20 protein-coding genes are annotated in these 23,945 nt (G+C 38.5%); 15 read left to right on the forward strand and 5 right to left on the reverse strand.

Going from position 1 to position 23,945, the window contains the following annotated elements; genetic code table 11:
* The first annotated feature begins 278 nt into the window (after positions 1–278).
* Positions 279–1,850 (forward strand): aminotransferase class V-fold PLP-dependent enzyme, encoded by a 1,572-nt coding sequence (locus tag ESZ26_RS02565; RefSeq protein WP_146797945.1) that lies wholly within the window; start codon positions 279–281, stop codon positions 1,848–1,850.
* A gap of 33 nt (positions 1,851–1,883) precedes the next feature.
* On the opposite strand, the gene ESZ26_RS02570 is transcribed toward ESZ26_RS02565, so the two are convergent.
* The gene (locus ESZ26_RS02570) at positions 1,884–2,489 is read right to left on the reverse strand and encodes a GNAT family N-acetyltransferase (protein ID WP_170246287.1); all 606 of its coding nucleotides are present in this window, start codon (positions 2,487–2,489) and stop codon (positions 1,884–1,886) included.
* 108 nt (positions 2,490–2,597) lie between these two features.
* Here ESZ26_RS02570 and ESZ26_RS02575 point away from each other — a divergent pair, with 108 nt between their 5' ends.
* Positions 2,598–3,968, forward strand: a complete 1,371-nt coding sequence (locus ESZ26_RS02575; RefSeq protein ID WP_146797944.1) for an NAD(P)/FAD-dependent oxidoreductase — start codon at positions 2,598–2,600, stop codon at positions 3,966–3,968.
* A 706-nt stretch (positions 3,969–4,674) separates the two neighbouring features.
* Here ESZ26_RS02575 and ESZ26_RS02580 read toward each other — a convergent pair.
* Positions 4,675–5,577, reverse strand: a complete 903-nt coding sequence (locus tag ESZ26_RS02580) for a hydrogen peroxide-inducible genes activator (protein ID WP_146797942.1) — start codon at positions 5,575–5,577, stop codon at positions 4,675–4,677.
* Positions 5,578–5,887: 310 nt separating this feature from the next.
* Between ESZ26_RS02580 and ahpC the strand changes: the two genes are divergently transcribed.
* Complete coding sequence (ahpC, locus tag ESZ26_RS02585; RefSeq protein WP_146797941.1) at positions 5,888–6,451, forward strand: alkyl hydroperoxide reductase subunit C; 564 nt, start codon at positions 5,888–5,890, stop codon at positions 6,449–6,451.
* Positions 6,452–6,575: 124 nt separating this feature from the next.
* The gene (ahpF, locus tag ESZ26_RS02590) at positions 6,576–8,141 is read left to right on the forward strand and encodes an alkyl hydroperoxide reductase subunit F (RefSeq protein ID WP_146797939.1); all 1,566 of its coding nucleotides are present in this window, start codon (positions 6,576–6,578) and stop codon (positions 8,139–8,141) included.
* Positions 8,142–8,221: 80 nt separating this feature from the next.
* Here ahpF and ESZ26_RS02595 read toward each other — a convergent pair whose 3' ends face one another.
* From ESZ26_RS02595 to ESZ26_RS02605, 3 genes are all read right to left on the reverse strand, one after another.
* The gene (locus tag ESZ26_RS02595) at positions 8,222–9,166 is read right to left on the reverse strand and encodes a D-2-hydroxyacid dehydrogenase (RefSeq protein WP_146797938.1); all 945 of its coding nucleotides are present in this window, start codon (positions 9,164–9,166) and stop codon (positions 8,222–8,224) included.
* 132 nt (positions 9,167–9,298) lie between these two features.
* Positions 9,299–10,504 (reverse strand): NnrS family protein, encoded by a 1,206-nt coding sequence (locus ESZ26_RS02600; protein WP_146797937.1) that lies wholly within the window; start codon positions 10,502–10,504, stop codon positions 9,299–9,301.
* A gap of 175 nt (positions 10,505–10,679) precedes the next feature.
* Positions 10,680–10,925 (reverse strand): DUF2164 domain-containing protein, encoded by a 246-nt coding sequence (locus tag ESZ26_RS02605; protein WP_146797936.1) that lies wholly within the window; start codon positions 10,923–10,925, stop codon positions 10,680–10,682.
* Positions 10,926–11,227: 302 nt separating this feature from the next.
* On the opposite strand from ESZ26_RS02605, the gene iscX reads away from it, so the two are divergent.
* From iscX to der, 11 genes are all read left to right on the forward strand, one after another.
* Positions 11,228–11,428, forward strand: a complete 201-nt coding sequence (iscX, locus tag ESZ26_RS02610) for a Fe-S cluster assembly protein IscX (RefSeq protein ID WP_146797934.1) — start codon at positions 11,228–11,230, stop codon at positions 11,426–11,428.
* A gap of 144 nt (positions 11,429–11,572) precedes the next feature.
* Entirely contained in the window at positions 11,573–13,282 is a 1,710-nt protein-coding gene (locus tag ESZ26_RS02615; RefSeq protein WP_146797932.1) for an NAD-dependent malic enzyme, read from the forward strand.
* Between the two features lie 222 nt (positions 13,283–13,504).
* Positions 13,505–13,936, forward strand: a complete 432-nt coding sequence (gene ndk, locus ESZ26_RS02620; RefSeq protein ID WP_146797930.1) for a nucleoside-diphosphate kinase — start codon at positions 13,505–13,507, stop codon at positions 13,934–13,936.
* Positions 13,937–14,292: 356 nt separating this feature from the next.
* A complete protein-coding gene (rlmN, locus tag ESZ26_RS02625) occupies positions 14,293–15,465 on the forward strand; it encodes a dual-specificity RNA methyltransferase RlmN (RefSeq protein ID WP_146797928.1) in 1,173 nt (390 codons plus the stop codon).
* Positions 15,466–15,599: 134 nt separating this feature from the next.
* Positions 15,600–16,811, forward strand: a complete 1,212-nt coding sequence (gene pilW, locus ESZ26_RS02630) for a type IV pilus biogenesis/stability protein PilW (protein WP_170246288.1) — start codon at positions 15,600–15,602, stop codon at positions 16,809–16,811.
* A complete protein-coding gene (locus ESZ26_RS02635; RefSeq protein ID WP_146797925.1) occupies positions 16,808–17,809 on the forward strand; it encodes a RodZ domain-containing protein in 1,002 nt (333 codons plus the stop codon). Before pilW ends, ESZ26_RS02635 begins: the two co-directional genes overlap by 4 nt.
* A 68-nt stretch (positions 17,810–17,877) precedes the next feature.
* Positions 17,878–18,996 (forward strand): flavodoxin-dependent (E)-4-hydroxy-3-methylbut-2-enyl-diphosphate synthase, encoded by a 1,119-nt coding sequence (gene ispG, locus ESZ26_RS02640; RefSeq protein ID WP_070374804.1) that lies wholly within the window; start codon positions 17,878–17,880, stop codon positions 18,994–18,996.
* A 183-nt stretch (positions 18,997–19,179) separates the two neighbouring features.
* Positions 19,180–20,454 (forward strand): histidine--tRNA ligase, encoded by a 1,275-nt coding sequence (gene hisS / locus ESZ26_RS02645; RefSeq protein WP_146797923.1) that lies wholly within the window; start codon positions 19,180–19,182, stop codon positions 20,452–20,454.
* Between the two features lie 9 nt (positions 20,455–20,463).
* On the forward strand, positions 20,464–21,102 hold the full coding sequence (locus ESZ26_RS02650) for a YfgM family protein (RefSeq protein WP_146797921.1): 639 nt from the start codon (positions 20,464–20,466) through the stop codon (positions 21,100–21,102).
* A 17-nt stretch (positions 21,103–21,119) separates the two neighbouring features.
* Positions 21,120–22,325, forward strand: coding sequence for an outer membrane protein assembly factor BamB (gene bamB, locus ESZ26_RS02655; protein ID WP_146797919.1), 1,206 nt, complete (start codon positions 21,120–21,122; stop codon positions 22,323–22,325).
* A gap of 133 nt (positions 22,326–22,458) precedes the next feature.
* Positions 22,459–23,919: a ribosome biogenesis GTPase Der gene (gene der / locus ESZ26_RS02660; protein ID WP_070374800.1), complete on the forward strand. Its 1,461-nt coding sequence runs from the start codon at positions 22,459–22,461 to the stop codon at positions 23,917–23,919.
* Positions 23,920–23,945: the final 26 nt, after the last annotated feature.

The raw sequence follows: 23,945 nt of genomic DNA on the forward strand, positions 1-23,945 counted from the left end.
TTATAAACAGTCAATAAAGTAACGCAATTTTATCCAAGTAAATAGCATTGTACGACGAATTGTTCTTGTTATCCGATCAAGTGCCTGACAAGTACAACATTTACGCGAAACTGAATTTTCGTTATCTCAACGAAAAGCCGTTAAGTTTAGAGTTTTTTTCTCTATATTACTTTTATTTGAATTATTTTTGCGTATTGATTGTTTTTATTGGTTTTTGATTGCTCATTAATCAGGTTTTGCTAGAATTATTTATCGAAACAACACACGAGCCGTCAGTCATGTCACTTGAAAATCACTTTCTTCCTTTTAGAAATAATATTATTGGTCAATCATTAAACCATGAAATCAATGGTAAGCAATTAGATATTGTTTACGCTGATTGGACCGCAAGTGGTCGACTTTATGCGCCAATTGAACACTACATTACCGATACTTTAGGGCCTTTTGTTGCTAATACCCATACCGAAACCAATTTAACGGGTTGCGCGATGACCCATGCTTATCATGATGCGCAAAAAATAATAAAACGCCATGTAAACGCTTGCGATAATGACGTATTGATCACAGCAGAAGCAGGTATGACTGGTGTTATTAATAAGTTTCAACGTATTCTAGGTTTGCGTATTCCTGAACGGATGCAAGCACAAGTGAAGTTTGATGACTGTGATAAACCCGTTGTTTTCATTACCCATATGGAACACCATTCAAACCAAACCACTTGGTATGAGTGTGATATCACATTAGAGATTGTTGACCCTGACAGCCATGGTTTACCGTCACTTGAACATTTACAACTCTTGTTAGAAAAATACCAAGCTAGAAAAGTCAAAATAGGCTCGTTTTCCGCGTGTTCTAATGTTACCGGTATTAAAACCCCTTACCATTTGCTCGCAGAAAAAATGCACGAACATGGCGGCTTATGTTTTGTCGATTTTGCCTGTTCAGCACCTTATGTTGATATCGATATGCACCCAACAAACTCTAAACAAAGCTTAGACGCCATTTATTTTTCTCCGCATAAATTTCTTGGTGGGCCAGGCAGTTCGGGTGTTCTTATCTTCAATAAAGCACTCTATAAAAACAGAGTACCGGATCATCCCGGCGGTGGAACAGTCACTTGGACAAACCCATGGGGAGAGCACAGCTTTTTCAACAATATTGAAATGCGCGAAGATGGTGGCACGCCCGGATTTTTACAATGTATTCGCACCGCCTTAGCGATAAAAGTAAAGAACGCTATGGGCGTTGATAAAATTACCGCCCGTGAAAAAGAAATTACTGATTATGTTATGACTGAGTTAGCCAAAAATGACAAGGTAGTGATGCTAGAAAAGAATGTTAAAGACCGTTTAGCGATTGTTTCTTTTTACCTACCTAATGTTCATTATAATTTAGTGGTGCGTTTGCTCAACGATAAGTTTGGTGTGCAAACACGTGGTGGTTGTTCATGTGCGGGCACTTATGGCCATATATTATTAAATGTTGATCATGATACGTCGAACAAGATCACCGAAAAAATTAATAGCGGTGACTATGCTGAAAAACCTGGCTGGATCCGTGCGTCGTTTCATCCTACCACCTCTGATAAGGAAGTAAGATATATTGTTGAAGCGATTAATCAAGTCACTGAAAATATTGTTGAATGGGCAAAAGAATATCGTTTTAATCCAGCTAGTGGCGATTTTGAACATAAAAATTCTGCGGTCGAATATCCAAGCCTCAGTGATTTTAATGCCTTAGTGCTACCTGATACTGCAGTGGCAGAAACTAAACATCAGGCTGATATAAAACAAAATAATAGCACCGAGATTAAAACGTCATCTTCATTACTTAAGAAAATCTTTGGTTAGTCCCATTTGTCATATTAATTAGTGGGAAAATGATCATTTTTCAAAGTGAATGATCATTTCCGCAGCAACACAATGACATTCATCTGCGCATTCAGGACACTCATAGCCTTGTTTACTGAGTTCATTCCAGCGATCTGGATGTTCTTTAATTAACACGCCACCACATTTAGTGAAATATTTTACTGCACTATTACCTGGGCTTTGTTTCCATAAATGACTGACCCCTGCACTTGCACCTTGTTTAATCGCGGCTTGTGTTGATAATTTGAGTAGCTGACTGCCAACACCATAACCACGGTAATTTTCATCAACCGTATTGCATTTGAAATAACAAACTTTTTCGCTGGGTTGTTGCCATAATTCTGGGCTGCACCAAACGTCAATTTCCCATTGATTAATGGCGTAAGTTAAGCGAAAACCTATCAGTATGTCATCTAAATAAGCGACAAAATTTGCATTGATTTCGGGACTGTCAGCAGATTTTAATATGCCTTTGTTATACCAAATGCTCATGTTTGAATCGTCAATATAACCAGCACCATGAACCGCTGTGCCTAAGGCAATTATTGCTGAAAAATCGCGGGGTAACATTTCACGGTACGACACTTGAGACTTTACTGAATTAAACTGTTTTTTCATTTTTTATATTTGTTTAAATAAAGTGATTTTTAGAAGATTGATCTTAGCAAATTTCCTATAAATACGGTAAAGTTTCTGTGGTTTTCTTTCTTAAAGTAGTTTTGAAAAATGTACGATCCTTTACACGATAAATCTCCTGGTTGTGGTGCCCCGTATCCCAAAAGTTACTGGGCTGAAAATGCTGATATTGATAATAATGCCCCGGCCAGTGACGGACAAATTAATCAAGATATAGATGTTGATGTTGCCATCATAGGCGCCGGTTATACTGGGCTTTCTTGTGCGTTACATTTAGCGCGTGAACATGGTATTAAAGCCCATGTTATAGAGGCAAATCAAACGGCTTGGGGTTGTAGTGGTAGAAATGCTGGCTTTATTCTCAAGTCTTCAGGGCGCAAGTCTTATAGTGATATGACGCAAAAATGGGGTGAAGAAGTGATGCGCGGCATTTATGATGAAATGTGCGCTGGCGTTGAAACGGTTAAATCACTGATCGCTGAAGGTATCGACTGTGATGTACAAGCACGTGGTTTTTTAAAAGTCGCCCATAAACCCAGTAAGTTAGCTGAGCTTATTAGCCAAGCAAAACTGCAACAAAAAACCTTCGCAGGTATCAAGAATAGTGATGTGGAGATCTTAACGAGAAACGAAGTTCGCCAACAATACATGGACGATAAAAATGCTTATGGCGCGATTCGATATCAAGATGGTTTTGGTTTAAATCCGTTAAAACTAGCCTGGGGCTATCAACGATTAGCACGTGAAGCAGGCGCTAAGGTTCATACCAGCTCTCCAGTGTTAGATATTTTAGATGAAGGGCACCAACAAAAATTGATAACACCTCAAGGTGTTGTTACGGCTAAAAAGATTGTTATTGCCACCAACGGATATACACCTAAAGGTTTTCATTCATTAACAACCGATCGAACTTTGCCGGTACTTTCACAAATTATTGTCACCGAGCCTTTGTCAGAGCAACAGTTAGCCGATTGTAATTTTTTAACCTCTAATGTGGTCATGGATACACGTGCGCTAAAATACTATTACCGAAAGCTGCCTGACAACCGTATTCTATTTGGTGGCCGTGGCGCTATAACGGGTAAGTCTGCCGACGATCCTTATTACGCACAGCGCTTGTTGGCAGTGCTAAAAACAAGTTTTCCACCGTTAGCGAAGTTAAATTACCAGTATGCTTGGTCAGGTTGGATCTGTATGTCGTTAGACGACTTGCCTCATATTTATCAAAACACTAAGAAAAATGTTTTTTACAGTATGGGTTACTGTGGCTCTGGCGTCTCATTTTCGGTGCAAGCAGGTAAGCGTCTGGCTGAAAAAGTAGCTGAAAAAGCTATCGACCCCAAAATAGAAAACTTGCCACTCTATAATTGCCAGTTACCCAAATTTCCATTCGCACCATTGCGACGAGTTGGCCAGTGGGGATATTTTCATTATGGAAAAATTAAAGATGAGTGGCTCTAGTTATTTTACCTTGGCCAAGGCGTAAGTTACTCTGATACTAAGTGAAGAAATGTTATTGAAACAGCTACTGACCAGACACATAGATAGGGCTATATTCAACCCAGATGTTTAATCAATGGATTAAACATCTGGGTTGGCTCTAAAGTTAAAACAATAGAGCCCTATGTCCCGAAAAGTCGGGTCTACTTAGGATTCACCAAAGATAGGGCGGATCCGTCAGAAATAAAAGTGATACGGGGACAAGGTATTAAAACATTTAAAGCTGTACTTTATTACTCAGTCCTTTTGAATAAACACCAAGTTAATTTTAAATACCATACGATAATTAAGTTAAGTGACTTACTGGTTTGGTAACGTTATGGCGCTAATGAGATTTTTTAATTAATCTATAGTGTTTTTGCTCGATAGGAGGGGGTAGGGCTAGCTTTTATCAACACTTGCTAGCACCTGACCTTATTGATACTTTTAATTTTTCTGCGTCTGACAATATTGATCGCCATAGTAATTATTTGAGTAGTTACAATTAACCTTGGCTTTTTTATCATTTGTTGTATTAAAAATTGTCTTGATGTTATTAATAATATTTTTCATTTTAATTACCTAATTTATTTTTGATAATATGATTGTCACCTAACATTGTCATTCAGTAAATTTCATAAAATTAAATATATAATTCTATAAAATGAAACGATTATTTAAAATCATGCTAACTGCATTTATCAGTGAGTTGTGCGGTAAAAATATTTTTGAGGATAGTCAACTCATCGGTTCTTACATAATTAGGTCTAATGATTAAGGCAATTGTTCTGTGCGGTCCCGGCTCATTTAAATGAATAGCTCGAAGTTCAGATTCGTTATAAGTCAATTGGTCTAAGGCCATTTGTGGTACAAGTGTTGTTCCGAGTTTACCGGCAACCATTTGGATCAGTGTATGCAAACTAGCAGAGCCAAAATCAGCACTTTGTTTTGGATTTTGTAATTGACAAGCTGCTAGTGCATGTTCTTTAAGGCAATGACCATCTTTTAACAACATCAATGTTTCAGTCGCTAACTCTGCACTGGTAATTTCTTGGGTTTTCTGTGGGCATTCATCTTTATGACAGACTAAATAAAAGTCTTCTTGCCAAAAGTTAAAACTCATTAAGCCTTCTATAGGATAGGGTAATGCGAGTATCGCGGCATCAATTGCTCCGGTTCGCACCATATCAACGAGGGTATGTGATTGCTCTTCTAGTATCTTTAATTTGAAGTTTGGGTACTGATGCCTTACTTCTGGCAATACCTTAGGTAAAAGGTATGGACCAATTGTTGGGATAACACCTATCGACATCGAACTAGAGAAAGGCTGATTATCGCTTTTTGATATTTGCAGTAATTCGTCTAGCTCCAACTTTACTTGTCGAGCTTTATTAAGGATCAGTTGTCCCTTTTGAGTCACTAAAACTTGTTTGTTATTACGCTCAAATATCATCATCCCCAATTGTTTTTCAAGTTCATTAATTGCGGTACTTAACGCTGATTGAGAAACATTGCATGCCTCTGCGGCTTTTTTAAAGTGTAAAGTCTTTTCAATAGCGAGTGCGTAGTGCAGTTGTTTTATTGAGATCATATTTCTAATGATAATTTTTATTGAACGTAAGTCATATCTTAATCAAAATTATTGAATTAGTCATCTTCTTTGCGTGCGGTATATCTGCTCTTGATATTATCAAGTCAGAACATAAGGTCGACGGTCGCATAATTTCCCAGCTAGTTATTAGGATAAAACATTTGATAATTCTATTTTTTAGAATATTGAAATCAATTTAATCAAATTTATTTATCGTTCAATTGAATTTAGTATACCCACATCGAAAGCAAACAAGCTTTTAAAACAAAACCATTTAACTAAAAACTTTTAAATAACAGAGGTAATACCCATGGCTCAAATAGGCAAAACTATCCCAGAATTTAAAGCTCAAGCATTTCATAACGACGAGTTTGTTGAAGTAACATCTGAGAGTACTAAAGGAAAATGGTCAATATTTTTATTCTACCCGGCAGATTTTACCTTTGTTTGTCCGACTGAATTAGAAGATATGGCAAACCAGTATGAAGAGTTGCAAGGTCTTGGTGTTGAAGTTTACTCAGTATCAACAGATACCCATTTTTCACATAAAGCATGGCACGACTCATCAGCAGCGATTGGAAAAATTAAATTTCCAATGATTGGTGACCAAACGGGCACAATTACTCGTGGTTTTGATGTGATGATTGAAGAAGACCATATGGCACACCGTGGTACATTTTTAGTCGACCCAGATGGTGTTATCCAAGTTGCTCATATTCATGCTGGTGGTATCGGTCGAAGTGCAAAAGATATGGTGCGTAATGTAAAAGCTGCACAATATGTACGTGAAAATGACGGTGAAGTATGTCCAGCGGCTTGGGAACAAGGTGAAGCAACCTTAACACCAAGTTTAGACTTAGTCGGTAAAATCTAAGACAGCAGTCTCGTAATGGGTGGAAGTAGTTATTCTGGTTAACCAGGCTTCTTTCGCCTTATTTCAACCAACAAGATGACAGCTCTTATGTCAAATTCAACAAGCTAAATAATGAGGTAACCCCATGTTAAGTGAAGATATTTTAAATGCAGTAAAAGCTTATACCCAAAATATGACCAACAAAGTATCACTAGTTTTACAAACGGGTGAACATCAAAAACGCAACGAATTAAAAGAATTTTTAACACAGTTAACATCGGTATCAGACAATCTAATACTTGTTGAGCGCGATGATGGCTTACGCAGCCCAATTACGTTCTACTTAGAAATTGACGGTAAAAATAATGGCATCCACTTTTCCGGTATTCCCAGCGGCCATGAATTTAATTCGTTGATATTAGCCATTCTCCAATCATCTGGTACCGAACTTAAATTAGACAGCACCTTGACTAAAATGGTGCAAAAAATCAAAGAAGATTTGCACTTTGAAGTCTTTATTTCCTTAAGTTGCCATAACTGTCCTGATGTTGTGCAATCGTTGAATCAGTTTGCCTTATTAAACGAAGGTATTAGCAGTGAAATGATTGATGGTGGCTTATTTAAGAACCTAATAGACGAACGTAATATTCAAGGTGTACCGAGTGTTTACCTTAATGGCGAATTATTTGCGAATGGAAAAATAGACACAGGTCAATTAGTCGATAAACTTATCGAACGTTTTCCTTATATTGTCGGTGGCGATGACAACGAGCAGTTACCGTTACAAGATATTACCGTTATAGGCGCAGGTCCTGCGGGTGTTGCTGCTGCTATTTATGCCGCTCGTAAAGGTTTAAAAGTGACTATTATTGCTGACCGTTTTGGTGGTCAGGTCAAAGATACCGTAGGTATAGAGAACTTAATTTCAGTCTCTAAAACGACCGGCACACAACTAACCGGTAATATGCAAGCGCACTTAAATGATTACGAGATCACGACAAGAGAGTTTGTACGTGTTGAAAAAATTGATAAAGGTGAGCCAGAGAGTAAAGCGCCGAAAAAGCTACATCTTTCTAGCGGCGAAGTTATCGATTCTAAAACGGTGATCATTGCTACTGGGGCTAAATGGCGCGAACTAGGCATACCAGGAGAAAAAGAAAATATTGGTTCTGGTGTCGCTTATTGTCCACATTGTGATGGCCCATTCTTTAAAGGTAAAGATGTTGCTGTGGTTGGTGGTGGTAACTCAGGAATAGAAGCGGCATTAGATTTAGCAAGTATGGTTAATCATGTTACCGTCTTCGAATTTTTACCTGGCTTAAAAGCAGATAAAATATTGGTAGAAAAAGCGCAAGCGCATAAAAAGATCACCATCATTAAAAATGTTGCAACTAAAGAAGTGATTGCTAAAGATGGTAAAGTTGTTGCGCTGGCTTATGAAGATAGAGCAACAGGTGAGATGAAGCAACAAAGCTTGTCGGGAATATTTATCCAAATAGGCTTACTACCCAACAGTGATTTTTTACAGGGTGTTGTTGAATGTACTAAGTATGGCGAAGTGATCATTGACGAAAAATGTCAGACTTCTGAGCCGGGTATCTTTGCTGCTGGAGATGTTTCTACCGTGCCTTATAAGCAAATTGTTATTGCGATGGGTGAGGGGTCAAAAGCATCATTATCAGCATTCGATTATCTTATTAGAGAAAGTTAATCAACATCACTTAATACACCTGAACTCATAGGACCGTTATTTTTTCAGGTGTGTCTTATCAAAAGCCTTATAAGTAAACCTTATAGGGCTTTATAGTTTTTAATATTTACAGCAACTAAATCAATTAACCGCTGCTGCGACTCTATACTGGCCCAAGCAATATGGGCGGTTAATGACAGATTATCGATTTCTTTTTTCATTAAAGCATTAATTAACGGGTGACTCGCTGTCGGAGGCTCTTGTTCTAACACATCAAGCACCGCGTGAGATATGATCTTATGCTTTAATGCCTGCAGTAAATCAGCACTATTAACCAGTGCGCCTCGAGCTGTGTTAATCAGTAACGCCGAGGGTTTCATCAGCGCTAAACTTTCACGGTTTATTAAGTTTGTTGTCTCATCGGTTTGTGGGCAATGCAAGCTGATGACATCGGATTTTTTTAATACATCATTGAAACTATGGCGGTTTTCTCTTGTTTTTGTTGCATTGAAACGCTCAGCAATAAGCACTTTCATACCAAAAGCTTCAGCAATTGTTGCCACTGCCTTGCCTAGGCACCCAAAGCCAATAATGCCTATTGTTTTTCCTGCTAGTTCTTGGCTTCCCTTACCATGAAAACAAAAAGTAGCGCTGTTTTGCCAATGTCCTTGTTGAGTATTATTGTTGTGGTGTGCGGTATGACTGAAATATTCAAGCATTTGCGCAAAGACATATTGGCTGACTGAGGCTTGTGAATAACCACTGACGTTGTTAACCGTAATATTAAGTGCTTTAGCGGCAACCAGGTCAACATTATTCATGCCCGTTGCGGCAATGCACACTAATTTTAGCTGGGGTAATTGCTCGAGTATATTTTTAGATAACAATACTTTGTTGGTGATAATAATCTCAGCGGTTTTACAACGCTCAATAATTTGACTGTCTGTGGTGGTGGTATAACAGCTTAATGTACTGACTTGAGATTTTATCCGAGTCAATGAAATGCTGGCACTAAAGGTTTGTTGATCTAAAAAAACGGTTTGCATAGCTAGTAGTCAAAAAGAAGTTATGTCGTTAGCTTAATAGAAATCAAGATAAAAAAAAACGGCAATCAGAGTATATCTCTGTTTGCCGTCTTATCATGTGATATTTATGTTATGGCATTAGTGTTACTTCGTTTAACCAGGGCGACCATCTGCTCGTGCTTTTAGCAACATGGGGCCGTAGTAAAAGGTAAAGAGTCCAAAAGCAAGCAACCAGAAAAAACCACTTATATCGACAAAGAGTAAAGTTTTTTCTGGTACTAGCCAAGGTCCAAATACTCGAACCATGGCCGATAGGGTAATCGATGCAAAAGCGACTGACATCATTTTAGGTGGGGTTAATGGTCGACCAGAATGTCCTAAAGAAACACGAGAAATCATCGCTAAAATAATTCCCCCCATGCCGCCAATCGTTAATAGATGCCAAACATGATTACTGGGGATTTCATCAATAATATAGCTAAACCCTAGTAAGATAAGGCCAAACCAAATAAATTTAATGGCGAAATGTAATGACCATAACAGTGGTACGCCCAGTGTTATCCAAGGTCGCCATCTCAACCAACGAATTAACTGAAACACCCCCGCAAAAATTAATATAACGCCAAAAAACATCGGCACAAAACCCACCAATGGATGTAACAACAGCATCAGCATAGCAAGCAGTAAACTGCCATTGGCAAGTTTATCAAGTAAAGGGGCAGGCGTTGCTTTCGTGGTTTGTGTACCATTAGCGGTAAACATTGGCACAACACGTCCAGACATAACGGACATTAAAAATATTACTAATAAAACGCCGGCATAACCGGAGTAGCTTAACGAAACACTTTGTGGGTAAAGGGTCGCTAAGTGCATTTCGCCATTGGCGATGGTAAACATCACCAAGAGTGGTACAAAAAATAAATTACGATACTGTTTTATTGCTAATATTGGTTTGGCGAGTGTATACGCTATGGCTAATAAGAAACTTAAATCTATTAAAGCACTTAATGTTGCCCCTAATAACTCAGGCATTAACATCACCACTCGACCTAATAACCATAAAAAGAATAAGGCGGCGAGGGGTTTGCCTTTAACACTGGCAATACCTGTCCAATTTTGCACAGCGGTGAGTAAGAACCCAACAATAATAGCGCTACCGAAACCAAAAATCATTTCATGAATATGCCACCAATAGCCACCACCGTAGGGTGAAAAGCTAATGGTCCCTTTATAGATTAATAACCATAAAGTAATGGCAATTAAACTAAAAACAGCACCACCTAAAAAAAAGGGTCGAAAGCCCAAGCGAAATATTGGCAGAATTTTCTGCTCTTCATTTAAATCAGTAATTTGCATCATGGTTTGTGTTTCAAATAATCAGTAACATCATATTAGCGTATTTATCATAATAATCGTTGTGATAAATCAACTCTTATGACAATTAACGCTAGATAATACAATTTAAAATTAAGCTTGCAGATAAAGGGTAAATAATAAAGCTAAGGCTACTTTATCTATTTTTGCTCAGTGGCAATTAGTTGGCTGGTTTTTCTAATTGGTACATTTCATCAGAAATATAGTCAAGTTTTTCGGTTAATAATTGTTGGGCATCATAAATACCTTGATTATAATAATGATTGCCCATTTCTTTGGTAAAAAAATCAAGCAAAAAGTCAGCGTCAAACTGAGCGAGGTCTTGATCAAGTTCGCTTGCAAAGTAGCGCTGTAGCTTTTGAACCAGTAATTCTTTTTGTGCCGATGAAAACTTAATCTCACTCATCTTTCTTCTCTGCTTTTTTAGATAAATAGTGTTTGCTAAATTATAGCCATAATACTCCAATCGAGGCCTTGTCTAAAGCGATTATAATTCCTGCTGAACTAGCGCCTTTGATGTATCATGGGTATATACTTATGACCAAGCATTAAGGTGAGTTGTTTAAGTGAAAGAGACATTGAAAAAATGGTGGCAAACTGATTGTCAATTTTGCCTTAAATACCGAAGAATGTTTATTTGGTTAATTATCATGATTGCAATAGATGCATTGTGGTTTAATCTTTTGTTTTAAAAAATTGGAGTTATATATGGGATATCGTTGGACAGACTCATTAGAGTTAGCATTAGACTTAATGGAAGCGCATCCAGATGCTGATCCGCTAAAATTACATTTTCCAGAATTGATGCAATGGGTGATAGCCCTTGATAATTTTGATGATGACCCTAAGCATTGTGGGGAAAGAGTCCTAGAAGCCATTCAATTAGCATGGATTTCTGAAGTCGATTAACGGCCGACAAATTTAAGGGCGATTTTTAATCTTGTTCAGGTAATTGATTGTTTTATAAGCCTCATCTGGCTTATACTACCCGCTTATATCACCACCATGAATTTTGATTATTCATCAACCATATGGTCTACATAAAAAATTATTATGACAATAAATATCAAACGCCCGTTATATATCCACTATGCGGGTCCAAGTCTGTTAGAAACCCCACTACTAAATAAAGGTAGCGCTTTTGATGAAGAAGAGCGCACCAACTTTAACTTAATGGGCTTATTGCCGCCTCGTTATGAAACTATAGACGAGCAAGTTGAACGTGCTTTTATGCAATATAATAAGTTTCGAACCAACCTAAACAAGCACATTTATTTACGTACCATTCATGATAATAACGAAACCTTATTTTTCAGACTCGTTCAGGCGCATTTAGCTGAGATGATGCCGATTATTTATACGCCGACAGTCGGTGATGCGTGTGAGCAGTTTTCAGATATTTATCGAAGTTCGCGTGGATTATTTATTTCTTATGAAGATAGACATCACATGGATGATATTCTTCGTAATGCGACTAAAAATAAGATAAAAGTCATTGTTGTTACCGATGGCGAGCGTATTCTTGGTCTGGGTGATCAAGGCATAGGTGGAATGGGTATTCCGATAGGCAAGCTTTCACTTTATACCGCTTGTGGCGGCATTAGCCCCGCGTATACTTTGCCGGTAATGCTCGATGTTGGTACGAATAATGAGAAGTTATTGAACGACCCTATGTATATGGGGCGTCGTCATAAACGTATTAATCAAGAAGAATACAACGAGTTTGTTGACATGTTTATTCAAGCAGTGAAACGTCGTTGGCCACATGTATTATTACAATTTGAAGATTTTGCTCAACCCAATGCCACACCATTACTTAATAAGTATCGTGATGAAATTTGTTGTTTCAATGATGATATTCAAGGAACCGCCTCAGTGACTGTCGGCACTTTACTAGCGGCATGTCGTATTAAAGGGCGAAAACTGGCTAAAGAAACCACATTATCACAGCAAAAAGTTGTCTTTGTTGGTAGTGGCTCTGCCGGTTGTGGTATTGCCGAACAAATTATTGCGCAAATGGTCAGTGAAGGTATTTCTGAAAAACAAGCACGCAGTCAAATTTTTATGGTCGACCGTTTTGGTCTATTAACCGATGGTATGGCTGATTTACGAGACTTTCAGCAAAAACTTGTGCAATCGTCTCATGCCATTTCAACGTGGACTATTTCAGCAAGATACGCGACATTATTAGACGTGATGAATCATGCTCAGCCAGATATTTTAATTGGCGTTTCAGGCGTGCCCGGTTTATTTACCGAACCAGTGATTAGAGCAATGAAATCACACTGCCCAATGCCAATTATTTTCCCGCTTAGTAATCCTATTAAACAAGTAGAAGCTACGCCAACGCAAGTGATTAACTGGACTCAAGGTGAGGTGATTGTTGCGACTGGCAGTCCATTTAAACCCGTTGAGTATCAAGGTAAAACCTTTCCTATCGTGCAATGTAATAATAGTTATATTTTTCCAGGTTTAGGTTTGGGCATTGTCTCAGCAAATATCAACCGTGTTACCGATGAAATGTTAATGGTTGCCAGTGAGACTCTTGCTAAAGCTTCGCCATTGGCCAATACCGGACAAGGTGAACTCTTACCTCCACTGACCGAAATTGCCAGTTTAAGCCGAAAAATAGCATTTGCGGTGGCAAAAGTGGCTTTTGATCAAAACTTAGCTTTACGCATTGATGATGAAAGTTTACTGGCGAAAATAGAACAAAACTTTTGGCAGCCAGAATATCGACAGTATCGTCGAAGCAGTGTTTAATATTGATTAACTTAAGCTAGCAACAAGCCCGTTAGCTATTTTTAAGCCAATCTGATGATTGGCTTTTTTATGTTCCGCGCCTTAATAAGAAAATCACCTTGGTCTTATTTAAAAGAAGAAATCCTTCTAAACCTAATAAAATTAGTCTTTTTATAAGATTTCGTCTATAATCGCGCCAAAATTATACACCTATTTTATCTAAAATATATATAAGGGCTTATCATGGCTATCGAACGTACTTTTTCTATCGTAAAACCAGACGCAGTTGCTAAAAACTTCATTGGTCAAATTTATAACCGTTTTGAAACTGCTGGTTTAAAAATTGTTGCTTCTAAAATGATTCACTTAAGCCAAGAAAAAGCTGAAGGCTTTTACGCTGAACACAGCGAACGTCCTTTCTTTGGCGCTTTAGTTTCATTTATGACTTCTGGTCCAGTTATGGTTCAAGTTTTAGAAGGCGAAAACGCTGTTCTTAAAAACCGTGAAATCATGGGTGCTACTAACCCAGCTGAAGCACTTGCTGGTACTATCCGTGCTGATCTTGCTGATAGCATCGACGAAAATGCTGCTCACGGTTCTGATGCTTTAGAATCTGCTGCACGTGAAATTGCTTACTTCTTCTCTGCTGATGAAATTTGCCCACGTACTCGTTAATTTGAGTTCAGTCTGGGTTGATTTTAATTAGACATCGTTAATGGCTGATATTTATTGAAGAAAGTGTTTATTTACTAACGTAAGCTCCGCGCTATCTTCTTGAACATCCATCATTACTGAGTTTAATCAAAGATTAGAAAATGAAAGGGTTTTACTGTTTTCAGTAAAATCCTTTTGTTATTTTTAGACTTATAATAAACCTTAAATTTTTTAATTTGCTAACCCTTTGTTTTACATAAAGAGAAGCTTAATTAAAAGCGTTAAGGTTTAATATAATTTGATCTGTAAACTGTTATGCTTTGTATGAAAGTTGTACAATTGTTTTTGTAATTTTGTTGTTTGAGAAGTAGTGAATCATGAGTGAAGTGACTGAAGTTGTAAGCCCGACCGTATCTGCGGTAAAGAAGAAAGTAAATCTATTAAACTTGGACCATCAAGGGATGCGTGAATACTTTGCTTCAATTGGCGAAAAGCCATTTCGTGCCGATCAAATGATGAAATGGATATATCATTTTGGTTACTCTGATTTTGAATTAATGACTAATTTGAATAAAAAATTACGTGAAAAATTACAGCGTGAAACAGAAATTAGTGCGCCAGAGATATCTGAAAAGCAAGTATCAACCGACGGCACGATAAAATATTCTTTACGCCTTGAAGGCGGTCAAGAAGTCGAAACGGTATGGATACCTGAAAACGATCGCGCAACATTATGTGTATCATCGCAAGTCGGTTGTGCGCTTGAATGTACGTTTTGTGCAACGGCGCAGCAAGGTTTTAATCGCAACCTATCAATGAGCGAAATTATTGGTCAGGTATGGCGTGTTGCCAATGATATTGGTGCGACTCGTATCGCCGGAAAACGCCCCATTACTAACATTGTTATGATGGGCATGGGCGAGCCGCTTTTAAATATGAAAAATTTAATTCCGGCGCTTGATACCATGTTAAACGATTTGGGCTACGGCCTTTCAAAACGTCGAGTAACAGTGAGTACTTCTGGTGTAGTACCAGCGCTTGATATGTTAAAAGAAAAAATAGATTGTGCATTAGCTATTTCAATTCACGCGGGTAACAATGAGCTTCGTGACGTATTGGTGCCAATTAATAAAAAGTATCCTTTAGAAGAGTTTATTGCGGCGGCTGGACGTTATATCGAAGGTTCTAAAGCCAATAAACAGGCAACGATTGAATATGTGATGTTAGATCATGTTAATGACAGTACTGACCAAGCACATGAACTTGCCATCGCTTTGAAAGATTTACCCAGTAAAATCAATCTGATCCCATTTAATCCTTACCCAGGTTCGCCTTATAAACGTTCAAGTAATTCACGTATTGACCGTTTTGACAAAGTTTTACAGTCATATGGTTTAACGGTTATTACTCGTCGTACCCGTGGTGATGATATTGATGCGGCTTGTGGGCAATTAGCCGGTGATGTTTTCGATAGAACAAAGCGAACAGCAATGAACTCTTCAAAAAATGACGTGTCTAATGCCCAAGAGATTTCAGTTAAACTGGTTTAACACTTTATTCTCGAGGTATTTATACCCGTTCGACAGCATGCTAGCTCAATAAGCATCTTGAAGTAGATCGGGTATAGGTATAATCTGTAATTATTACATTATGATAAGTGACATTGCGCAATATGATTAAATTTATGCCGTGGTTATTTATAACGAGCGTTATCGCTTTGTTAACTGTTCTTTCTGGATGTGTAACGCAAAACTACGAGAATGACAGTACGATACCTGTGGTAGAAAGCGACTCAAGTAATAATGAAATGGCAATGACTCGGATATCATTAGGTCTGGGTTATTTGAAAATGGGTAACACTAGCCAAGCAAAATTAAACTTAGAAAAAGCAAAGCGTTTTTCACCTAACTTATCTCAAGTTTACACGGCATTTGCGCACTATTACGATGTGGTTGGTGAATCGCAGCTTGCCACCAATGCTTATGAACAAGCGTTATCAATTGATGCAAAAAACCCAGATACTTTAAATAATTATGGTGTTTTTCTTTGTCGACATGAAAAGTATGCCGATGCTGAAAAATACACCTTAAAAGCGATAGCAATCCCAACGTACTTAATGGTTTCACAAAGTTACGAAAACCTGGCACTTTGTCAATTAAAAGCCGGTGAGTTTGTTAAAGCAGAAAAGTATTTTACAAAATCTATTCAGCATAGTCCCAATCGAGCATCAGCCCTATTACAAATGGTACGTTTACAGTACGTGATTGCCGACTATAAAACCGCGCAAAGGTATTTAAAGCGCTATGAAAAAGCAACCCGCCGCTTTAGTCCTGAAGCGCTTTCATTGGCTTATAAAGTGTTTAAAAAGCAACGTAATCATCGTATAGCTAAAAATTATGCCAGTATGCTGTTAAAAATGTTCCCAAATTCTTACCAAGCTAAGCAATATATCTTAAATGCGCTGGCTCATACTGAAGCGGATGACTTAGCAAGGGTTTATCAAGCTTCAATTATGCCGACCATTGATACCTCGCCACAGAAACGTGTCGTGGTTTTGTCACCGAATAAAGCTCAAAAAAAACGACCTAAACCAGAGAGTAAAAAAGTAAAGAACACTGAAAGTTCTAGCGTCGAGAAGATAACAGTCAAGCACACTCAAAGTCAGGAAAAAGTTGTTCTTGAAGCGAAAATACATATTGTTGTCAAAGGTGATAGCTTATTTAGCCTCTCAAAACAGTACAATACCCATATGAAAACATTAGAACGCTGGAATAATATCACTCGTAGCGATATTTTAAAGCTAGGCCAAAAGCTCCATGTGTCCTTGCCAACGCATACGGATGTTATACCAACCAATAATGCTACCAATAATGCAGAACAAGAGAAAACTCAATGACCCATGTTGAAAAGCCTAATAATATTAATAAGGCACAAGCTACTGCACCAGCAGATGAACTGCACAACAATATTGAAGAAGAGCTTTCTAAAGATAGTCAACTTATTGGTCCGGGCCAAATTCTTAGTGATGCTAGAAAGAAAGCGGGCTTATCTCAGCAAGATGTCGCTAATAAACTTAATTTCCGTCTGACTTTGGTTAATGAAATAGAAAGTGAGCTGTTTAATAGCAGCTTGCCAGAAACTTATAATCGTGGCTATTTACGTAGCTATGCAAAATTAGTTAATGTTTCTCAAGAGGATGTATTGGTGAGCTATCAACAACTAAATATTGCAAAAGCACAGGTATCTAAGTTACAAAGCTTTTCTAAAGGGACGGAAAAGTTAGCAGAAAGTAATCGTATTATGTGGGTTAGTTATATTATTTTAGCTATTCTCATTGGCTCTACGGTGATGTGGTGGCTGCAAAATAATAAAGAACAACCTCAGACGCCGATTGCAGATATTGAGATAAAAACTCAACGTGTTGAAGATGTTACCGACAACCAAGCGAGTAAGGTTTCGACAGCTAAAATTGACAACGTTATTGAAAGTACTACCAAAGCACCGTTAGTCGCTACTACAGTGTCAGAACAGCAAAGTAGTGACATTACACCTTCAGCGGTTAATATAGAAAGTAGTCAGCTGAGTGAAGCAGATACTGCCGCACTTGAAAGTCGCTCAATAATGGCGCAAGAGTCGACTGAAGCGGCTTTAACCGAAGTGATCTTTACCTTTTCTGGTGACTGCTGGGTAAATATTTCAGATGCAACAGGTGAGCGAATTGCTTGGGGTGTAAAAAAATTGGGTTACGTTATGACGATATCTGGGCAAGCACCTTTTGATGTTACCTTAGGAAGGCCTGAATTGGTGGCAATAAATTTTGCCGATGAAGCCATTGATATGAGTCAGTTTAATATCGGCAATATTGCTAAGTTTACTTTGCCGGTTACCCATTAGTCATTAGCATTTTGTATAAATAACGTTTGTTACGCTTACGTGACAAACCACCAAAGTTGTGAATTATTATGTTTAAAGAATCTCCAATCATCCGCCGTAAATCTCGTCAAATTATGGTCGGTAATGTTCCTGTTGGTGGCGATGCACCGATAACTGTGCAATCGATGACCAATACGTTGACGACTGATGTGGCAGCAACCGTTGCACAAATCAAAGCATTAGAAGGCGTGGGTGCTGATATTGTTCGGGTGAGTGTACCGACCATGGATGCAGCAGAAGCCTTTCGCGAAATTAAGAAATTAGTTAAAGTACCATTGGTTGCCGATATTCATTTTGATTATCGAATTGCTTTAAAAGTTGCTGAATATGGCGCAGATTGTTTACGCATTAATCCTGGTAACATCGGCCGTGAAGACCGAGTACGCAGTGTAGTTGAATGTGCACGTGATTTGAATATTCCTATACGCATTGGTGTGAATGGCGGATCATTAGAAAAAGATATCCAAGAAAAGTATACTGAGCCAACGCCTGAGGCACTCTTTGAATCGGCAATGCGTCATGTTGATATCCTAGATAGGCTTAACTTCGATCAATTCAAGGTCAGTGTTAAAGCCTCCGATGTTTTTCTTGCGGTCGAATCTTACCGATTATTAGCGAAGCAGATCGATAACCCACTTCACCTTGGTATTACTGAAGCGGGTGGTTTACGCTCTGGTTCAGTAAAATCTTCAGTGGGTTTAGGCTTGTTATTAGCAGAAGGCATTGGCGATACTTTACGTATTTCTTTGGCGGCAGATCCGATAGAAGAAATTAAAGTTGGTTTTGATATTTTAAAGTCACTAAAATTGCGTAGCCGAGGTATTAACCTTATTGCTTGTCCGAGCTGTTCTCGTCAAGAGTTTGATGTTATCGCCACGGTTAATGCGTTAGAACAACGTATTGAAGATATTTTAACGCCGATGGATGTCTCCATTATTGGTTGTATCGTTAACGGTCCTGGTGAAGCGATTATCTCTGATTTGGGTTTAACCGGTAGTAGCCGAAAAAGTGGTTATTATTTAGATGGTATCCGTCAAAAAGACCGCTTTGATAATAATAATTTAGTGGATCAACTCGAGGAGCGCATTCGTGCTAAAGCGAAACTTCTTGATGCGGCTTACAAAATAAAATTTAAAGAAATAGAGTAATATAATAACCTTAAAAAGAGCGAAACGTTATATCAGTGACAGTTCAGTTGAAAGCTACATTTTGAGGTATCATGGCTGTACTATTTACGTTTCGTCTCAAACTGCCTATAATGCGCGCTGCACTTAATTTTTCCCGTTTTATATAAATATCTATTTTATACAATAGACAAAGAGAGCCTTACTTTGAGTAAAACATTACAAGCCGTCAGAGGGATGAACGACTGTTTACCCACTGAAACTCCTATTTGGCAAATGGTTGAAACAGTTTTACGCCGAGTTGCTAGTAGCTATGGTTTTGCTGAAATACGTATGCCTATTGTCGAATCTACGGGGCTTTTTAAACGCTCTATTGGTGAAGTTACTGATATCGTTGAAAAAGAGATGTACACTTTTGACGACCGTAACGGCGACAGTTTAACGCTGCGCCCAGAAGGCACAGCATCTTGTGTGCGTGCAGGTAATCAGCATGGTTTACTGTATAACCAAGAACAGCGTTTATGGTACATGGGACCAATGTTTAGGCATGAACGTCCACAAAAAGGTCGTTATCGTCAGTTCCACCAATTTGGCTTAGAAGCCTTTGGAATTGGAACACCAGACATAGATGCCGAAATTATTATGCTAACTTCTCGTCTTTGGCGGGAACTTGGCATCAATGAGTTTGTCACACTAGAGCTAAACTCATTAGGTTCAAATGAAGAGCGCGCAAATTATCGTGATGCTTTAGTTGTTTTCTTAACTGAAAAAGAAGAGCAACTTGATGAAGACTCTAAACGTAGAATGCTGACCAATCCATTACGCGTTTTAGATAGCAAAAATAAAGATGTACAAGCGGCTTTAGTTGGTGCGCCAAAATTAAGTGATTATTTTGATGAAGAATCTAAAGCTCACTTTGCGGGTGTTTGCCAGCGTTTAGATGCTGCGGGTATTAATTATGTGATCAATGACCGCTTAGTTCGTGGTTTAGATTATTATAATCGCACGGTATTTGAATGGGTAACTGACAGCTTAGGCGCACAAGGTACTATTTGTGCGGGTGGTCGTTATGATGGTTTAGTCGAGCAATTAGGCGGTAAAGCAACGCCAGCATTTGGTTTTGCCTTAGGTATTGAACGCTTAGTGTTAATGTTAACAAGCTTAGAAAAAGCCAACAATATTCGCGCACAAGTTGATGTTTATGTTATTGGTTTAGGTGAGGGCGTTGATATTAAAGCTGCACTGCTCAGTGAACAATGGCGTGATCAAGTTAAAGATATTCGCATACAAAACCACTGCGGTGGTGGTAATATGAAAAAACAAATGAAACGGGCAGATAAATCGAGTGCGCAAGTGGCAATTATCATCGGAGAAGATGAACTTGCTGAGCAAAGCGTGACGATAAAGTATTTGCGTGGTCAACACGAACAACAGAAACTGTCGCTTGAACAAGTGCCAGCTTTATTAAACAGTTTAATTTAAGGTGAAGTAGTGGACGTTTATCAAACAGAAGAACAACAAGTAGAAGCCATTAAAGGTTTTTGGAAAGAAAATGGCACTGCAATTATTGCTGGTTTAGTTTTAGGTTTTGCTGGTTTTATTGGCTTTAACGTATATAAAGATACTCAACTTGAGAATGAAGTTATAACGTCTGATGCTTATCAAACTGTGATGGAAAGTGCAGGGGTAGACGGAAAGCTTTTTTCAGCAAGTGCGAGTAAATTTATTACTGAGAATAAAGACTCTAGCTACGCTTCATTAACGGCGCTTGCGCTAGCAAAAGAAGCGGCTACTCATAAAGATTGGCCACAAGTTGCTATTCATTTAGCAAGTGCTATTGAAAGCTCTACCAATCAAGGTATTAAAGCTATCGCAAGTATTCGGTTAGCGCGTGTGCAAATTCAACTTGAGCAATACACTGAAGCATTAGCAACTTTATCGGTAACGCTGCCAGAATCGTTTAAAAGTGCGATTGATGAAACTAAAGGCGATGCCTATTTCAAGCAAGGTAAAGTAGAACTTGCTCGTAATGCTTATCAAGCTGCACTAGATGTTGAAGGCCAAACAAATAATGGTGCCTTACAAATGAAATTAAATGATTTAGCCCAATTATCATCGATTGCTAAATAAAGAGGCTGATCATTAATATGTTAAAAAAATTACGCTTTAATAAAAAATTATTAGCGATAGCGCTATTATCATTAGGGCTTGGAGCTTGTTCTTCAACTGACGAAGAAGATGAAGCGACTAAAGTTGCTGAATTAACAGAAATCAAGCAAGCTTTTGAAGCTGATGTGCTCTGGGAATCAACTGTCGGTAATGGTGTCAGCGATTATTTTTCGCGTATTAAACCCAATGTCGCTTACGGCAAAATTTACAGTGCCAGTCGTGATGGTGATGTTGTTGCTCTTGAACTTGAAAATGGTGAAGAGATTTGGTCAACAGACTTAAGTGATATAAAAGGCGAACGCAGCTTTTTTGATCGCAGACAATCGGCTTTATTAAATGGTGGCCCGATCTCGGGTATCCAAAAAATATTTATTGGCAGTGAAAATGGCGAAGTATTCGCACTAGATGCCGATACGGGTAAGCTTGATTGGCAAGGAAAAGTAAAAGGCGAAGTTATTGCAGCTCCCGCCATTGATGCTGGTATTTTAGTCGTCAATACGGCTTCAGGTGTCATTAAGGCTTTTAACGCTTCTAACGGTCAAGATGAATGGCAAGTCGAACAAGAAGTGCCAGCATTAACGTTACGTGGTGTTAGTTCGCCGGCGATTTCTTCTGGCGGAGTTATGGTCGGTTCAGCTAACGGAACCATGAGCGTGTATATTCTTGAATCCGGTCAGCAAGGTTGGACGGCAGAAGTTGGTGAAGCTGGTGGCTCTACACAATTAGAGCGAGTTATTGATGTTGACTCTGCGCCACTTATTTACGGCGATAAAGTTTACAGTATTTCTGTAAAAGGCAATTTAACCGCGATAGATTTACGTAGCGGTCGGATGATTTGGGAACGTCAGTATTCGTCATATCATGATATGGCTATTAGTGGAAACACCCTATTTTTAACCGATATTAAAGGGCATGTTTATGCGGTTGACCGTTTAAACGGTTTTGAAAAGTGGAGCCAACTTGCACTCACTAATCGTGGTGTTACCGGTCCTGCTGTTATTGGTGATTATATTGTGGTTGGCGACTTTGAAGGCTATCTTCATTTTATCGACCAAACAACCGGTGATATCCTTGCTCGTCACGAAGTTGACAGCAGCGGTTTAAATATAGCACCAACCGTGCACGAAGATATTATTTACGCACAATCACGTAATGGTGATTTGCAAGCGATAAAAATTCCATAAGTCTTTTTATCAGCTAGAATTAAGCGGCTCCATTGCAGAATGCATTGGAGCCGTTGTTTGTTATTAAATAGAGTAAAAGTTTTGCATTTTGCATAACGGTGTTTACTCTACAAATGAATTTATAGAGGTAAACATGCTTCCAGTTGTTGCACTTGTCGGACGTCCTAATGTTGGCAAATCGACGTTATTTAACCGATTAACCCGAAGCCGTGATGCTCTCGTAGCAGATTATCCTGGCTTAACGCGTGATCGCCAATATGGCCAAGCGAAAGTAGAAGACCACCCTTTTATTGTTATTGATACCGGCGGTATTAATGGCAATGAACAAGGTATTGATGCATTAATGGCCGAACAGTCATTGATGGCGATAGCCGAAGCTGATGCCGTTTTATTTATGGTTGATGCCCGTGATGGTTTAACATCAGCGGATATCGGTATAGCTGACTATCTTCGCAAACAAAATAAAAAAATATTTTTGGTGGCGAATAAAGTTGATGGTATCGATGCTGATTCTGCCGTTGCTGAGTTTTATGAGTTATCACTGGGTGATACCGTTCATAAAATTGCCGCTGCCCATGGCCGTGGTGTTACACAATTATTAACATTGGCATTAACACCTCATATAGAAGCGCTTGGTGAAGCTCGTGAAAACGACGAGTTTGATGGAACACAGGAATTTTCAGCTAAAACTGATGAAGAAAAAATTGCTGAAGCACCATTTGAAAATGATAAAATCAAACTTGCCATTATTGGTAAGCCTAATGTGGGTAAGTCAACACTGACTAACCGTATATTAGGTGAAGACCGTGTTGTTGTTTTTGATGCGCCGGGTACCACTCGCGATAGTGTTTATATCCCGATGGAACACGATGGACGTGAATATACGCTTATTGATACTGCGGGTATTCGTCGTCGTAAAAATGTTACTGACGTTGTTGAAAAGTACTCAGTTATCAAAACCCTACGCGCTATTGAAGATGCCAACGTTTGTTTGTTAATCATTGATGCTCGCGAAGGTATTACCGATCAAGACTTAAGTTTACTTGGCTTTATTTTAGAAGCCGGTCGTTCGTTAGTGCTAGCGGTTAATAAATGGGATGGTTTAGAAGAACATGTTAAAGATCGTATTAAAACTGAACTAGATCGTCGCTTAGGTTTTATTGATTTTGCGCGTATTCATTTTATTTCAGCCTTACACGGTACAGGTGTTGGCCATTTATACGAGTCGGTTGAAGAAGCTTTCATTTCTGCCACGAAACGTATTTCTACTTCAATGGTAACCAAAATATTAGATATGGCTACGTTTGATCATCAACCACCGATGAGTCAAGGGCGCCGTATTAAGCTTAAGTATGCACATGCGGGTGGATATAATCCGCCAATTATTGTTATTCATGGTAACTTAGCGAAAAAACTTCCTGTTTCATATAAACGTTATTTGATGAATTATTACCGTAAATCATTAAAAATAATGGGTACACCGATTAGAATTGAATTTAGAGAAACAAGTAACCCGTTTGCCGGCAAGAAGAAGTTGACTTATACCGAGCAAAAGAAAATGGCGAGAGCTACGGAAGGTTACAAAAAGGACTAAAAATTTAAGTCTTTTTAATAATAAGT

Source organism: Colwellia hornerae, assembly GCF_007954355.1.
Lineage (GTDB): Bacteria > Pseudomonadota > Gammaproteobacteria > Enterobacterales > Alteromonadaceae > Colwellia_A > Colwellia_A hornerae.